Annotated in this window: 13 protein-coding genes; 9 read left to right on the forward strand and 4 right to left on the reverse strand. The window is 54.6% G+C overall.

The window, feature by feature from the left end; translation table 11 throughout:
- Positions 1–83 precede the first annotated feature (83 nt).
- Positions 84–926: a TIM barrel protein gene (locus tag LOC70_RS20305; RefSeq protein ID WP_230255797.1), complete on the reverse strand. Its 843-nt coding sequence runs from the start codon at positions 924–926 to the stop codon at positions 84–86.
- A 304-nt stretch (positions 927–1230) separates the two neighbouring features.
- On the opposite strand from LOC70_RS20305, the gene LOC70_RS20310 reads away from it, so the two are divergent.
- Positions 1231–1506 carry a hypothetical protein gene (locus tag LOC70_RS20310; RefSeq protein ID WP_230255798.1) on the forward strand — a complete coding sequence of 92 codons (276 nt, stop codon included), beginning with the start codon at positions 1231–1233 and terminating at the stop codon, positions 1504–1506.
- 63 nt (positions 1507–1569) lie between these two features.
- Complete coding sequence (locus tag LOC70_RS20315) at positions 1570–2415, forward strand: ParA family protein (RefSeq protein WP_230255799.1); 846 nt, start codon at positions 1570–1572, stop codon at positions 2413–2415.
- Between the two features lies 1 nt (position 2416).
- Here LOC70_RS20315 and LOC70_RS20320 read toward each other — a convergent pair whose 3' ends face one another.
- Together LOC70_RS20320 and LOC70_RS20325 are read right to left on the reverse strand one after the other, a co-directional pair.
- Positions 2417–3031, reverse strand: coding sequence for a DUF6702 family protein (locus tag LOC70_RS20320; protein ID WP_230255800.1), 615 nt, complete (start codon positions 3029–3031; stop codon positions 2417–2419).
- Positions 3028–5610: a M1 family metallopeptidase gene (locus tag LOC70_RS20325; RefSeq protein WP_230256217.1), complete on the reverse strand. Its 2583-nt coding sequence runs from the start codon at positions 5608–5610 to the stop codon at positions 3028–3030. Before LOC70_RS20325 ends, LOC70_RS20320 begins: the two co-directional genes overlap by 4 nt.
- A gap of 543 nt (positions 5611–6153) precedes the next feature.
- Between LOC70_RS20325 and LOC70_RS20330 the strand changes: the two genes are divergently transcribed.
- Positions 6154–6336, forward strand: a complete 183-nt coding sequence (locus tag LOC70_RS20330) for a Flp family type IVb pilin (RefSeq protein WP_230255801.1) — start codon at positions 6154–6156, stop codon at positions 6334–6336.
- 15 nt (positions 6337–6351) lie between these two features.
- Entirely contained in the window at positions 6352–6882 is a 531-nt protein-coding gene (locus LOC70_RS20335) for a hypothetical protein (RefSeq protein WP_230255802.1), read from the forward strand.
- 61 nt (positions 6883–6943) lie between these two features.
- On the opposite strand, the gene LOC70_RS20340 is transcribed toward LOC70_RS20335, so the two are convergent.
- Complete coding sequence (locus tag LOC70_RS20340) at positions 6944–7843, reverse strand: uracil-DNA glycosylase (protein ID WP_230255803.1); 900 nt, start codon at positions 7841–7843, stop codon at positions 6944–6946.
- A 208-nt stretch (positions 7844–8051) separates the two neighbouring features.
- Between LOC70_RS20340 and der the strand changes: the two genes are divergently transcribed.
- The 5 genes from der to LOC70_RS20365 all read left to right on the forward strand — a co-directional run bounded on the left by der (position 8052) and on the right by LOC70_RS20365 (position 13855).
- Complete coding sequence (gene der / locus LOC70_RS20345; protein WP_230255804.1) at positions 8052–9416, forward strand: ribosome biogenesis GTPase Der; 1365 nt, start codon at positions 8052–8054, stop codon at positions 9414–9416.
- Between the two features lie 132 nt (positions 9417–9548).
- A complete protein-coding gene (locus LOC70_RS20350) occupies positions 9549–10001 on the forward strand; it encodes an NINE protein (protein ID WP_230255805.1) in 453 nt (150 codons plus the stop codon).
- Between the two features lie 119 nt (positions 10002–10120).
- Entirely contained in the window at positions 10121–12181 is a 2061-nt protein-coding gene (locus tag LOC70_RS20355; protein WP_230255806.1) for an alpha/beta hydrolase family protein, read from the forward strand.
- Complete coding sequence (locus tag LOC70_RS20360) at positions 12178–12600, forward strand: hypothetical protein (RefSeq protein WP_230255807.1); 423 nt, start codon at positions 12178–12180, stop codon at positions 12598–12600. The genes LOC70_RS20355 and LOC70_RS20360 overlap by 4 nt, the downstream gene beginning before the upstream one ends.
- Positions 12601–12697: 97 nt before the next feature.
- Positions 12698–13855, forward strand: a complete 1158-nt coding sequence (locus tag LOC70_RS20365; RefSeq protein WP_230255808.1) for a hypothetical protein — start codon at positions 12698–12700, stop codon at positions 13853–13855.
- Positions 13856–13939: the final 84 nt, after the last annotated feature.

Genomic DNA, 13939 nt, shown 5'->3' on the forward strand with positions numbered 1-13939 from the left:
CCTGACACCGCGGCGTCGCTTTGGGATCGGTGAAATGACCGAGCCGTTCAGTTCATCGAAAATCGAAGGTGGGAATCCAAGGTTCAAACGTCACAAAGCGTGAAGGCCTGACGTAGGGAGTCAATTGGATCAGGGCGGGTGGGGATAAATTCCTGAGCAACGTAGCCAGTATAACCGGTCTCTCGGATCGCTCGGATGATAGGTGGATAGTTGATTTCTTGGTTAAAATCCAGCTCTCCGCGCCCTGGATTCCCCGCGGTGTGATAATGCCCCACAGTCTCGTGATAACGGCGTAGATGCCGGATGACGTCTCCGTGCATAATTTGCACGTGGTAAACATCAAAAAGCAGTTTCATGGAGGGCGAATCCACCGCACGAATCAAATCCACGCATCGATGGATGTCGTCGCCCCAGTATCCGGGGTGTCCCTTCATTGGGTGTGAATCATCCACGCTGTTGAGATGTTCCAGGACCAACTGGATACCGTATTGCTCTGCATACGGCATCACTCGTTTCCAGCAGGCCACGCAGTTCGCAAAGGCGGCTTGATCTGAGATCCCGGGTGTGTGCATTCCGGTGAATGTGATGACCGAAGGCGAGCCGACTTTCACCGCCAAGTCGATTCCGTCACGCAGAGACTTCTCCACCGCGTCGTGGTTGGCGGGGTCGACCGGGCCCTTTTGAAATCCATGGCTGCCGACCAAGGAAATTTCCAGACCCATTTTCTGGATCATTGGGTAGTGCTCTGCACCGATGCCCTCGAGCGCGACGTAGCCAATCTGTTTGGCTTCTTTGGCGAGCGTTTCAACCGGCATCGGTTTGAAGCACCATCCCATGATGGATTGCTTTAGCTTCGAATCTGAGTTCTTCGTTTGCGTTTCGTTGGCATTCAGACTGGCAGCGTCTTGGGGCGAGATAAGCGGCATGGGACTTGTCCGGCGATGGGGATGGATCGGATTCGTTGATTGCCCGGCGAGAAAGAGCAAATCGACCTTTCCGCCGCGAAGGTTCTCAGCTTATCCCAGAGCGGCGGAAGGCGGAGATCGCCCGAGAAACTTTTGCCCGCAAATTCTTCTCAAGTTGCCTAGTCCGCACAGTCGATAAATCTTTCACGCGACGCCCTGGCGTTGGACCCATCCAGCTTGTTACATCCGAATTGTGACATCCTGCCTCGGGTTGCCCATTTTCGCGGCCATGACAACCGAACTCTCGTCAACGGAATGATTCTCAGTGACATCCCTCACCGCCCGTCATGAATCGAAAGCGGATTCCACCGACCTGAAGCAAGCACGCCGCGAAATGGAATTGGACCGCATGTCAGGATTGGCTTCGCCAAAAACCGTTGCGTTGCCGTTGGCACAGGTCGCTCGATTGTTGATTGACGCCGCGTCGTGCAATCGAACTTGGTTGATGGATTTCGCAGATGATGTGGTGCGGATCGACTCAGATTTGTATGAAGTCCTTCTGGCGTACCAAGAACTACGCAACGATCTTCGGACTGCTTGAACTGGACCGCGTCCAGCCACACGCACGACACTCAAACATTCGAAACTCAGGAGCATTGCTATCATGCGTTCGATCGCCGTAATCAACCAAAAAGGTGGCGTGGGCAAAACGACCAGCAGTGTCAACTTGGCCGCCGCACTCGCACGGTCCGGAAAACGCGTCTGTGTGATGGACTTGGATCCTCAAGCTCACGCATCGCTGCACTTAGGCGTCACCGCAATCGACGGTAGCGTTCCATCGATGTACGAAGTGCTCTGCAGCGACACGACGCTGGCGGAAGCACGTCAGCAAGTCTCTGAGAACCTCTTCGTGGTTCCGTCCAATTTGGACTTGGCCGCTGCTGAAATGGAATTGGCCGGTGAAGTTGGCCGAGAAATGATCCTCAGCGATAAGTTGGCTGACGACGAAGAAGCGTTTGACTACTTGGTTTTGGATTGTCCGCCAAGTTTGGGCGTGCTGACGCTGAACGCATTGGTCGCCGTTGAAGAAGTGTTCCTGCCGTTGCAGCCTCACTTCCTCGCACTACACGGTTTGTCAAAGCTGTTGCGGACCATCGAAGTCGTCTCGCGCCGGATGAATAACAAACTGCGATTGAGTGGTGTGGTGCTTTGCATGTACGACGCCAACACGCGTCTGGCGGCGGAAGTCAGCACCGATATCGACGAGTTCTTTGCCGCCTCGAAGGACGGTCGCGAATTTTTCGCGGGAGCCAAGTTCTTTGACACGCGAATCCGCCGCAACATTCGTTTGGCAGAAGCACCCAGTTTTGGCCAGTCAATTTTTGACTACTCCGGCGATAGCAACGGAGCCGTTGACTATCAATCGCTCGCGGAAGAAGTCTTGGCCCAAGAAGAAGCCAGCGTTGGACAGCCGATGGAAGTCAGCAGCAACGCTCGGATGGCGGCTTGATTCACTCAGGCCACTGAAGTTTTGCGACTGGTTCGCGCGGTGTGATCACCGCGGAAACCGGTACGGGGTGTCCAAGCACAATGAACGTGTTCTGAAACGCGTCGTGTGGCGGATGGCCGTTGGGATGCGGTGTTGTTCGAGCCGCTTCTGCAAATAGATCGCAGCGAACATAGGTTGGCGGTTTGCTCGTGACGGGTTTGCTTGTCGCCCCATCGCCGTTTGTCTTGTCCGTTTTGGCGGACGAGTATTCTAAGAACCACCAAACGTGAATGCCCTCTTCCTGTCTTCCGATCCAGCGGAATTGAGCGGCATTGGAACGCGTCTCGGCGGGTGGACAACTCTCGTCGTTGCTGAAAGTCATGTGACGGCCGAAAGCAACTTGCTGCGGCTTGAGTTTGACGTTGGTGTCGAGGCCTTCCGTTGGTTCGGATTCCCACCTTTGAAGACGGGTCTTGGCTTCTTTCAACAGACGTTCCTCGTCGCCGAGCGAGAGACGAAACGCAATCTCGATGGACTGCGATTCGTCGTTCCACTGAAGTTCACAAAGCGTTTCCCGCGTGGGATGCATCAACACCCCACTGAGCAAAATGCCGCAGGCACAAAGGGCGGAGATCATTCGGATGCGGGCTCCTTATCCTCAGCAGCCGCTTTCTTTTTCGCGTCCGCCTTGGCTTTCTTCTTGTTCGCCTTGGTGTCCTTCGGTTCGTCCGATTCTTCTGCGTTTGACTCGGCCGATTCCTTTTCGATCTCTTTGTCGGCTTTCTTCAGTGGATCGTCCGACGCTGGCTCCTTGTCTTCCGCAGCCGCGTCCTCTGAAGCCTTTTCGCCCTCTTTCTTGGCGGCTTCCTCTTCCTTCTTTTTCTTTTCTTCTTTTCGCTTTTTAGCTTCTTCTGCCTTCCTCATGGGGTTACTCGATTTGCCCTTCTGATAAAGCTTGAAGCGACTGGGCTGCAACTTGGGCGGCCAGTGATTGTTGCCACCATCGGTGTCCGCGATTTCTCGTTTGGGATCGAGTTCCAATCGAACGATTTCTTTCTCGGACAAGAAGAGCCTTTTGACTTCTTTGCCGTTGAAACGCCAAATCTCGACTGGAATTTGGACGTCTTCCGATGTGTTGTCGGCGTAGTGAATACGAAGCGGGATGGGCATCACCAAGCCACCGCGATTCGAGAATTTGACGACGTAGAAGCGCGTGGTGCGGCGAAGCAGCGATCGTTGTTCGTCCGAAAGTTTGTCCAAGAACTGTTGGTAGTTCTTGCGGTCTTGTTCTTCGACTTTTTCTTCGTCGTAGTCGGGCGAATTGTAGAAGTCTTTCAGACCGGGGCGCCAATCGATGCGGCGGCGAAGTGGCAAGGCTCGATTGCGTTCGTCCGTGATGTTGTCGTCACGAGCGTCTTTCTCTTTTCGTTTTCGCTCGGCAGCCTCATCGGGATCACCACTGTCAATCAGATAGAGTTCGACCCCATCGATGGCGATGTCGACATGGTCGGTGCTGTAGAACCAACCACGCCAAAACCAATCCAGGTCCGTTCCCGAGGCGTCTTCCATCGTTCGGAAGAAGTCGCTGGGTGTTGGACGTTTGAACTTCCATCGTTTGGCGTACTGCGAGAATGCGTAGTCAAACCGTTCGCGTCCCAGCACGGTCTCGCGAAGAATGTTCAATGCGGTGGCCGGTTTTCCATAGGCATTGGATCCGAATTGAAGGATTTCGTCGCTGCTGGTCATGATTGGACGTTGGTTGTTGCCTCGCATGTACGGGACAATTTTTTCCGGCGGTCCGCGTCGTGAAGGGTAATCGTCTTCCCATTCTTGTTCCGTCAGGTATTGCAGGAACGTGTTGAGGCCCTCGTCCATCCATGTCCACTGACGTTCGTCACTATTGACGATCATTGGAAAGAAGTTGTGGCCAACTTCGTGGATGATCACGCTGATCAAACCGTATTTGGTGGCTTTGCTGTACGTGCCATCGTCTTCCGGACGAGGCCCGTTGAAGCAAATCATGGGGTACTCCATCCCGTACACCGGTCCGTTGACGCTGATCGCGACTTCGTAGGGGTATTCAAAGGAATAGCGACCGTAGACGTCCAACGTGTGAGCGATGGACTCCGTGCTGTACTGGCTCCACAACGGCTCGGCTTCGTTTGGGTAGTACGACATCGCCAACACCGTTTGGTCATCAACCGTGACCGGCATCGCATCCCAAATGAATTTGCGGCTGGCTGCGAAAGCAAAATCGCGAACGTTTTTGGCCGTGAAATTCCAAACCGCACGATCTTCAGTACGTGATTTCTCGTTCGCCTTTGCTTCTTCCGGGGTGACGATGAATTGAAGGTCGTCGCCCTTTTTCATCTCGGCGAGTCGTTCTTTCCATTCTGGTTTCAACACATCGTTTGGGTTCGCCAAGGTTCCCGTCGAAGCGACCACCATGTCGGCCGGAACATCGATGCGGACGTCATAGTCGCCCAACTCAAGTGTGAATTCGCCACTGCCCAAAAATTGATGGTGCTGCCATCCGGTGTAGTCCGTGTAGGCGGCCATTCGCGGGAACCATTGGGCAATCTCGTAAATGTAGTTCTCGTCGTCTTCGAAGTACTCGTATCCGCCTCGCGCACGGATCATCGTCGCGTCGACAATGTTGTAGCTGTATTCCAGTTTCAGTTGCGTGGATTGACCGGGGGCGAGTGGCTTGGGCAAGTCGACTCGCATCATGGTGTCGACGATCAGATGATCGATCTCGTCGCCTTTGGGATCGGTCACCGACTGAATTTTGTAGCCGCCATCGAAGGCTTCTTGCGCCAACATGGATTCGACGAAGGAGAACGACGCACTGCTTCCAATTCCAGGTGCAGATTTACTGGTGATGGCCGCGGAATCGTTCTTGAAGCGGTTTTGATCCAATTGCACCCACAGATAATCCAGCGTGTCTGGCGATTGATTGTGGTAGGTGATTTGGCAAGTGCCTCGTAGTGATTGGTTCTCGTCGTTCAGTGCGATGTCAATCTTGTAGTCCGCACGTTGCTGCCAATACTGAGGTCCCGGTGCACCGGATGCCGTTCGATAGACGTTGGGGGTTGGCAACCACGGTTCCAAAGGATGGAAACGATCGGTGGCATCACTGTGTTTTGGGTTGGGAAGCGGCTGAGCATCCACCTGTCTCGCAAGTGTGAAGCTGAATCCCAATGCCAGCAACAACAACGCAACGTGATGACCCACCCGAAATCCGAATTGCGAACCAATCAATCGGTTGCAGGTCTTCTTGATAGGAATTGAGTTGGCAGAAATGGTGTTGGCACGTTGGGAGGTTGCAGAGCGAGAAACTTCAGACGATCGAAATCGCATTACAAGAACTACCTGGTCTCGGAGTAATCGGGGCGTCGGGCAAGGGCCGAACCGCCTTCGAATCGCATGGTGAACGGCGTGGGTTTTCCAGGATACTTCGTTTTGAAGCCCCAAATGGCCGTCGGGGCCACATAATTCGGTAACGGCGGGAATCCGGCAGCAAGTCCGATTTGCTGGTCCCTCAGAATCGATTTATGCCTCGGTTGAGGGGAGCAAACTGCGCCCATCACTCTAGACAAACTTGCGCAGTCGTCAGAAACGGAACGATCGGAATCGAAATCCACTTCGCCATCTTTCCCGATTGATAAGCTCCGCCCGCCAAACAAAGCCGGGCTAAGTTTTCGACAGAGCGGGATTGTGATCTCGCCCCAACGAATCGTTATCAACTGAAGCTCTTCCATGTCCCGATCCAACGTTTGGCGATCGATTCGGCATTTCATGCTCGAAGAAGATGGCCCCACCGCTGTCGAATACGCTGTCATGTTGGCCATGATCATCGTCGTGGCCTCGGTGGGAATCAACATTTTGGTGACGGAGACGAGCAATAGTCTGAACCATTCCTCCGATGCCATTGCTAACTGAACTGGATTTGCCCCGATGAAAGCTCAGCAATCCAAACGGCCATTGCGACAACAATTGTTGATCGACCGCGACGTGCAAGTTGCATTGATCATGCGCGCAGTTCTGTACGGGACGGCATGTGTGACTTACTTCGTCGTGATTCAGTTCTTCACGCAATCGATGATTCACCCAGGTGTGGCCACCAGCGACCTATTCTTGTCGTTGACCGACGAAGCGATCTATTGGGTGCCTGGATTGCTAGTCCTTGGCCCGTTGATGATCTACGACGTGCTGCGAGTCAGCAACCGATTCGCGGGACCCATCTTCAGCATGCGACGCGAAATGCAGAATTTGATCGATGGCAAGGAAGGCCGAAACATCAAATTTCGCAACGACGACCATTGGTCTTCGTTGGCGATGCAGTTCAATGTCATTCGAGAAGAATTGCTCGAACTTCGCGCCAAGCAAGCTGCTTCGGGTGAGGCTTCCGAGGAACAGGAAGACGAACACGATGACAGCTGGATGGAAGCGGTGCCGGACGAAGCGGAACCCGTCGCCGCCAGCTGAGCGACTCAGAGCAAGAGCTTCGAGATAGCGTCGGCCCCGTCGCGTTGAACACAACGTGACCTCAAGTCACCAAGCCGGCGTCTCGCATCAACATTTGCAGATCGGCCCAAGCCGCTTTTTTCGCGTCTGGGTTCCGCAGCAGGTACGCCGGGTGATAGATCACCAGCACCTTGCTCTCGTGGTATTGGTGAAACCGTTGCCGCAAGCGTCCAATTGATAATTTCGAACTCAGCAGCGTGTGTGCACTGACGGCACCGAGACATACGATGTATTCGGGACGCAGAATCTGAAGTTGCTGCTCCCAATATTCGCGGCAATTGCTCAGTTCATTCGGTTCCGGGTTTCGATTTCCTGGCGGTCGACATTTGACCGTGTTCAGCAGGTAAATGTCTTCCCGCTGCAACTTGCAGGCTTGGATCATTTTGTCCAGCAATTGGCCCGCACGCCCAACAAATGGTCGGCCTGTCCGGTCCTCGTCCGCACCGGGGCCTTCCCCGAAAAACGCGAATCGTGTCCCAGGATTTCCTTCACCAAAGACTGTTTGGGTTCGGCATTTTGCCAGTTGGCTGCACTTCGTGCACCCGGAAACGGTTGTCGCCAACTGTTCCAATTGTTGTTGCCGATCAGCGATTGGCAGGCTGACACCGGGGTACGGATCGTCGTTCACCGAGAATGACTCAACGGGTTGCAAGCGGCTCGTTGGTGCCCGCGGTGGCGTTTTGACTTCGTCGCCAATTTCAGCGGCGGTGGGAGCCGGCTTCGTTGCGGGCGATGGTGATGCAGCGGTCAAGGCTGCTTCGGCCGGTGGAGACACTGCAAAACGCGATTCCCACTCCGCCACCCGTTCCGCATTGGGTTGTGGGATGAACGGCACCCCGACGCGATGCAGGTGAGCCAGCAATTCCTCGGCGGCTTCACGTGTTTGGGCGGGATCCAGTGGGTTGTGCGTGTCGTTCGACATGGAAGTCAGGAGCGAGGACGGAGCGTTTTCACGTCAAAAAGCGGTGTCGGCAGTTCGGTTCTGACCAAGGGTCGGATTCGACGAAGAACGACGAGTTTCGACCAAGGTAGGGATTCTGAAAATGCCCTCCGCAGCTTAACATTGGCAGGTTACCACTGATTGGTCGATCCATTCACCCGTCCGCCTTTTTCTTCCTCCGATTTTTGTCATGCCAGTTCCACAAGTCGCGATCGTCGGTCGTCCCAACGTCGGCAAGAGCAGTCTGTTCAATTGGCTCGCACGCCGCCGTCTCGCCATCGTGGATAACTTCGAAGGCGTGACTCGGGACCGGATGACAACCCTGATCGAAGCCGACGACCGCTTTTTTGAGTTGGTCGACACCGGGGGGATGGGTGTCGAAGACCCCGACGATTTGACCTCTGACGTTCGGCACCAGATCGATCTGGCGATCAACTCCGCGGATGTGATTTTGTTGGTGGTCGATGTCCAAACGGGATTGATGCCATTGGATGAGGAAGTCGTCGAACGGTTGCGAGGTTTGGAACGCCCCGTGATCTTGGTCGCTAACAAAGCCGACCAGCAACATCAGGATGTTCACGCCAACGAATTTCAAAAGCTCGGTCGCGGCCGATTGGTCACTGTCAGCACCCTGCAGAACCGCAATCGAGACGAATTGATTCAAACGATCGTCGACCGGTTGCCGGATTCAGAAGACGATTTGGTGGCACCCGATGCGGGGATGAAAGTTGCCATCGTCGGACGTCGCAACGTTGGCAAGAGCACGTTCGTCAACACGCTGGCGGAATCCGACCGGATGATTGTCAGCGAAGTCGCAGGAACCACTCGTGATAGCGTCGATGTCCGATTTGAAATTGACGGTCAAACGTTTATGGCCATCGACACGCCTGGTTTGCGGAAACGCAAGTCCATTCGCACGGATCTTGACTACTACGGTTCGCACCGCGCCCAACGCAGCATCCGTCGCGCGGATGTGGTGTTGATGTTCTTTGATGCACTGGAAAAAACCAGTCGTGTCGATAAGCAGTTGGTGGGCTACATCATGGAGCACCACAAACCGGTGATCTTCGTGGTCAACAAATGGGACAAAGTCGACAAAGAGGTTCCTACCGAACGTTGGGTGAAGTATTTGCGACACCAATTCACGACATTGTCGTATGCACCCATCGCGTTCATCACCGGCCAAACCGGGCGCAATGTGAAAGCGTTGCTGAACCACGCCGCGATGCTCTACAAGCAATCACAATCACGCGTGTCGACCGGCGAGTTGAACCGAATCATCCGAGCGGCGATGGACCAGCATCCACCCGCGATGTACCAAGGTCGCCGGCCGAAAATTTACTACGCCACGCAAGTTTCGACAGAACCGCCAACCGTGGTGGTCATGTGCAGCGACCCCAAAGCGATCACCAAAGACTATCAACGTTACCTGGTGGGCTGGATGCGGGACCACCTGCCGTTTGGTGAAGTGCCTATCAAAATGTACATGCAGCAACGAAGTCGCGCGGAAGCGAAAGCCGAACGATCCGGGCAAGGTCGTCCGTACGATCAGTAGGGAATTGGGACGCAGAGACGTTCCGCTGCGAAAAGGCGCGCCACGTGCAGTCGAAAAAGGTGCCTTTATTTTGGCCGCCGTCTGTGAGGTTGTCTTCGGCGGTTGATTGAAACAAGAAAAAGGGATCGCAGCATGTCGACATCGCATTCGCCCGTCACGCCAGCACCTGCACACGGAAGTTTCCCAGCACCGGAGACGCATTCCGTTGTGGTTGGCTACATCACTTGGTTGTTTGGCTTTTTCGGAGCCCATCGCTTTTACTACGGAAAGCAGATCAGCGGAACGCTTTATTTCTTCACGTTAGGCTTGGCTGGAATCGGTTGGATTGTCGATCTCTTCTTGATCCCCAGCATGGATCGGCGGGCACAGATGCGGTTTGCAACCGGGCCGCTGGACTACACGATCGCGTGGATTTTGTTGACGTTCTTAGGTCTGTTCGGCATCCACCGGTTCTATCTCGGCAAATGGGTGACCGGGGTGATCTATCTGCTCACGGGCGGGTTGTTCGGTGTTGGATGGCTCTACGATTTGTGGACGTTGAACGAGCAAGTTGATTTGGAAAATCGACGACTCAACCGCGGGTGATGAGGCATCGCACGTTCCGAGCGTGAGAGGCTTAGAATGGTAGCGGCCGTGACCGAGTTTGAGATTCGGTTGCCGCTCCCGCCGACCATCCTGCCCACTCCTCTCTGCGGATCTCCACCATGCGATGTTTTCGCTTTCTATGCGCGTTGTTGCTTCTCCCAACTTTAGTCGGTGCAGCCACGGCTACCGCAGCAGACTCTGCTCCAGCCGATCCAGCACCTGGTGACCAAGTCATCGCGGAATACTTTCGTCAGCAGACCAACCAACTGAGCGAAGACTGTTTTTCCAACATTCAAACGTTGGAAGATTGGACCGAAAATCGTGAGCAATATCGTCGCCAATTGCTGAGCATGTTGGGGCTGGATCCGATGCCCGCTCGGACCGAACTTCAGGCAGCGATCACGGGAGTCGTGCGACGAGAGGAAGCCGGTTTCCTTGTTGAGAAGGTTCATTTCCAGTCGTCGCCCGGACTGTACGTGACCGGCAATTTGTATCGCCCGATCGATGTGTCTGAGCCGCTTCCCGCGGTTCTGTACGTTTGCGGCCACGGACGCGTGGTGAAAGACGGCGTCAGCTACGGCAACAAGGTTCACTATCAACACCACGGAGCCTGGTTCGCTCGAAACGGTTATGTGTGTTTGGTCATCGACACCATCCAGTTGGGCGAGATCGAGGGCATTCACCACGGCACGTACCGAGAGAAAATGTGGTGGTGGAACAATCGCGGATACACGCCGGCCGGGGTGGAAGCTTGGAATTGCATTCGAGCACTGGATTGGTTGCAGTCCCGCGACGATGTCGATCCAGAGCGATTGGGTGTGACCGGTCGAAGTGGCGGCGGAGCGTATTCTTGGTGGTTAGCGGCGATTGATGAACGCGTTCGGGTGGCCGTGCCCGTGGCTGGAATCACCAATTTGCATGACCATGTCGTGAATGGGTGCGTCAGCGGTCATTGCGATTGCATGTACATGGTCAATTCACAACGTTGGGACTTTCCAATGGTCGCCGCGTTGGTGGCTCCTCGTCCGTTGCTGATCTCCAATACCGATCGTGATCCCATTTTTCCCTTGGAAGGCGTAGTGGATGTGCACGCCAAGGTTCGGCGCATTTACGATTTGTATGATGCCTCGGAAAAGCTTGGATTGCAGATCACCTCCGGGCCTCATCAAGACACCCAAGAACTGCGCGTGCATGCATTTCGTTGGTTCAATCGACATCTTCGCGGTGACGACAACTTGGTTGAATCCGTCGCGATCAAGTATTTCGAACCCGAAGAACTGAAAGTCTTCGAGTCCCTGCCAAAAGACGAACGGGTGACTTCGATTCACGAGTTCTTCGTCCCAAAGGTGTCTCCGCAGGACCTGCCGGCGTCCCTGAAAGAATTAGCGTCTGTCACGCCCGAGTGGAAACGTCAACTGAAGGAGCATACGTTTGCGGGATGGCCGACAACTACAGACGATGCCAATCTCGAAGTCAAGAAAACGATCGAGCTGGCTGATGCGAATGTGACCTTCGCCGAATTCACCAGCCAAGATCCCTTCCGGCTCCCATTGATCATCCTGCGGCCAAAAGGATCGGAAGATGGAGCCGCACCTCTTCGCGAAGGCGTTGATCTTCGTGTCTTGGATCAGAGCGGTTGGGAAGAGATTGTGGGAACACCAGAAACGAATCTGGATGAATGGTCGAAGCGGTTGCCCAACGATCGCGTTCAGGTTTTGTTTGCACCGCGAGGTGTCGGCCCGACACGCTGGTCCCAGGACGAGCGAGACCAGACGCATATCAGGCGTCGATTCATGTTGCTGGGGCAAACGCTCGCTGGAATGCAAATTTATGATTTGATGCGAGCCATCCAAACGTTGACCAAGTCTGAGAACATGATGTTGATGAGGACTTCGGGGCCACTGCATGTTCACGGTGAGGGCGAAGCAGCGGTTTGGGCCTTGCACTCCGCGGTTTGGACCGAGGGCATCGATCGCTTGACGTTGACCGACCTACCGACGACCAATCGCCAAGGACCCGATCTGTTGAATGTCAGCCGCGTCGCCGAGATGCCAATGTTGGTGGGGCTCGCGATGACCAACGTGGATGAGCTTCGGGTGGAGGGTGAATACAAGAAGGCGTGGGCAGACATCGCCAAGAGCCAAACGGTGCTTCAGCCGATCATTCGGAGCGAGCCATGAACGATAAGGCCTCCGACCAAGGTAATTCCAGTCGGCCGCCAGAGAATGCCAGCACTGAGACGAACGTTCGATCGTCGATGATTCGAATGTATGTCTTGATAGCGGCGTGGCTGCCCTTTGGGTGGTTGTTGTCTTTTTGGATTCCGTCCCAATCCGATTCCATTCGAGAATTAAGACGCAGTGGCGAGCTGCCAGTGATTGCTGAATGGATCGTTCGGTTGACCCCAACGTCGTCTTACTGGGCGGCTGTGCTGATGCTTGGATTTTCCGCGAGTTTGTTCGCGATGGGTTGGCATTTGCGTGTTTCGGTTTCCGATGCGGGCATCGCTCGGTATCGAAAGTGGACGACTTGGGGCACCGCTCTTGGGGTGATCGCGGCGGCAACGGTCTACGCGGTGATGTCTCGTGTGCTCTCGTGAAGCGATCTTTCGTGTTTCGATCCTGAATCGAGTAGATTGAATCGCACCGATCTACGTTTGATCGTTGAAGGTACCGACACTCAGGGGGAGAAACCGCATGCGACCGCGGCTTAAGTTCATCACGATCGGATTGACTTTGTTCATGACCGTCGTGTCGGCGATTTTGCCGACGTCCGTGTGGGCTTGCTTGTGGGACCGTGACACGTTGGCGATGGAACGTCGTTTCTATCCGCACGCGCACGAGATGATTGCGGGGTTCTTTCCCAAACACTCCGACGCGTATTACGAATGGCGAATCGACGATCGGTTGGCTGTTCCGGAAGAGTCGCGTTCACCAAGCGACTACGACGATTTGGCGGTCGCCTATGACAAGCTTGGGCAACATGACGAAGCCGTCGCTGTCATGGAAAAGAAGCTAGAGCGTTTCCCAAAAGAAGGTCGCTATCAATCGGAAGCCAACCTGGGAACGTTTCTGATTCACGCGGGACGATATGCAGAAGGGCTTGTACATATCCAGCGAGCCATCGAGATCAATCCCGAAGCTCACTTTGGACGAGAGATCTACCAGCAATTGTTGGTCGAGTACCTGATCCAGCAAGAGTACGAGCCAGAAGACTTGCCCATCGCAGCGTTGGATGCGAGACCGACCGGGTTCGCGAGTTTTATCATGCAACAGCGATCGCTTTCGGGCGACGAAGCCGAGGAAGAGTTGCATCGAGCGGCGGTTGGTGTGATGGGAATGATGCGATTCGGGCATCACGATTCGCCGGTTTTGCTGGAAGCCTTGGGTGATCTATTGGCAGGTGGTGACCCCGATGGCATGCATGATTCCAAAATGCTTTCGGCGAGAGCTTACCTGCAGGCCGCGTCGCGGGTGCAAGACGAGACCATCGCCTCGAAATACCGAGAGAAGGCGGAGGCGACGCTGTTTGGTCAAATGAGTGTGGAGTTGCCAAACATTGAAGAAAGCTTGCGAGCAGAAACACGGTTGGCCAGTGATCTGCATCAGCAGGTTGCGATGGACGAGGAGCGTTGGATCCGAGCGAACATTGACGTCGACGAGCAGTTCGCTCGCAAGTACCTCGAGGGACGGACTTATCAGTTGCCAATTGACGAACCGGTCGTCATTCGATCAGTGACGCGAATCGGTGTGAGTCGGATTTTGGTACTTGGGGTGATCGGTTTGGCTGTTGTGGGATTGGTTGGGTTTGTGTGGCGTCGCATTCGACGAGGTAACCGAATCGCCGCACATTGATGTTCATGTTTGCATCGGCGCATGAAAAACCCTCTTCCAACCGGGACGCGATTGAAAGAGGGCTGAGTCGTTCATCGGGTTGAA

It is taken from the genome of Rhodopirellula halodulae (assembly GCF_020966775.1).
Taxonomy (GTDB): Bacteria; Planctomycetota; Planctomycetia; order Pirellulales; family Pirellulaceae; genus Rhodopirellula; species Rhodopirellula halodulae.